General features: G+C 66.4%; 2 protein-coding genes and 1 pseudogene. All 3 read right to left on the bottom strand.

Features of this window, described 5'->3' with window-relative positions:
- Positions 1-97 (bottom strand): annotated as a pseudogene (locus sphst_RS05130) (NADH-specific enoyl-ACP reductase); the annotation flags it as partial.
- Positions 98-105: 8 nt separating this feature from the next.
- Positions 106-1,071 (bottom strand): YihY/virulence factor BrkB family protein, encoded by a 966-nt coding sequence (locus sphst_RS05125; RefSeq protein ID WP_031395409.1) that lies wholly within the window; start codon positions 1,069-1,071, stop codon positions 106-108.
- Between the two features lie 7 nt (positions 1,072-1,078).
- Positions 1,079-1,791: J domain-containing protein (locus sphst_RS05120; protein ID WP_234387422.1), on the bottom strand; the 713-nt coding region annotated here is incomplete at its 5' end.

Raw genomic sequence — 1,791 nt, 5'->3', positions numbered from 1 at the left:
CGAGCTCCGCGCCGGCCTCGGACAGCTTCTTGGCGATTCCCCAGGCCAGCGACTTGTCGTTCGCCAGCCCCATGATCACCCCACGCTTGCCCGCCATCAAACCGTTCACGCCGTTCTCGCCTTCGCCTCTACCTCGTCAGCCGGTTGCTCTAGCGCTGTTTCGAGGGGTTCCGCCAGTGCCGCGTTCAAATGCGCCCCGAATACCAGCCCCAGACCGATGACGTAGAAGAACAGCAGCATGATAACAACGCCCGCCAGGCTGCCATAGGTCAGGTCATAGCCACCCAGGCTCGACAGGACGATCGGCAGCAATGCGGTCGCGCTGATCCACCAGACGGCGGTGAAGAGCGCGCCGGGCCATTTGCGGCATTTCGAATAGCGATAGCGCGACGGCGTTACCGAGTAGAACAGCAAATACAGCGCGCCGAACATCAGCAGACCGGGAATCAGGCGGGACAGGCCGACCCATCCGGCGGCGTCCTGCGCGAAGGGAACGAGGCGGTAGATGAACTGTTCGGCCGCGGTCAGGATGCCCTGCACCAGGAAGGACAGCAGCGCCATGATCACCGAGCCGACGATCACCGCGGACGAACCTAGCCGCGATTTCCAGAAGGGCGCGGTCGCCTTGATCCCGTAGGCGCGGTGGAAGATGTCGCGGATCGTCTCGACAAAGCTGCCGACCGTCCACAGCCCGACCAGCGCGCCGAGCCACAGCAGCGAGCCGGTGCGCGCGGCGAGCACGTCGGCGATCGGTTTGCGCAACAGGTCGGCGACGTTGGGGGGTAGAACATGGAGGAAGGATTCGACCGCACGGATAGTCTCGGTGCTCTGCCCGAACAGCGACAGGATAGCAGCCGCCACGATGAAGAACGGAAAGACCGTCATCAGCGCGAGATAGGCGAGGTTGCCCGCATGGATGAAGCCGTCGTTGAACACGCCGACCGCGGCACGCTTGACGACCTCGAACGCATGACTGCCCGGCTTGACCTTGGCCATGCCGCGATTGAGGCGCCGGCGCGTGCCGAGGTGGTCGTGGGCGCGCGACTCGGGCGTAAGATTGCTGTCGTTCACAAGGCGTTCAGACGCCCATGGCCCCCCGCGGGTTCCCGGTATTGCTCTTCGCCCAGCCCTCGACGAAATCGGCAAGCGCCTTGTTGTCGGCCGGAATGTCGATCATCAGCGTGACGAGCTGATCGCCACGGCCACCGGTCTTCTTGTGGAAGCCCTTGCCCTTGAGGCGCAGCGTCTTGCCCGAGGTCGTGCCCTTCGGGATCGTCAGCATGACCGGCTTTTCGACCGTCGGCGCCTTGATCGAGCCGCCGAGCACCGCCTCGGCAAGGCTGATCGGCAGGTCGATGCGGACGTCATCGCCGTCGCGCGTGAAGAAGCGGTGGGGCTGGACGTCGATCGTCAGGATCGCATCGCCGGCGCCGCCCGGGCCCTGCTCGCCCTTGCCCGCGAGCTTCATCTGCGTGCCACTCTCGACGCCTGCGGGCAGTTTCAGATCGAGCGTCTTGCCATCGGAGAGCGTGACACGCTGGGGCTCGAGCGTCGCCGCGTCGACGAACGGGACCTGCAGGCGATAGGCGACGTTTTCGCCCTTGGGCTGCGGGCGCCGGCCGAAGCCGCTCGCGAATCCGCCGCCACCGCCGCGCTGGGCGCCGCCGAACAGCCCCTCGAAGATGTCGCTCATGTCGGGGCCGCCGCTCTCATAGCCTTCGCTGCGAAAGCCGCCGCCGGGCTGAGGCCGCCCACCACCGCCGCCACCGAAGCCGAACGGCGCGGCGGGGT

Origin of the sequence: Sphingomonas sp. STIS6.2, from assembly GCF_000732685.2 — a bacterium.
Taxonomy (GTDB): Bacteria; Pseudomonadota; Alphaproteobacteria; order Sphingomonadales; family Sphingomonadaceae; genus Sphingomonas; species Sphingomonas aerolata.
This window is presented reverse-complemented; position numbering and strand designations above follow the sequence as displayed.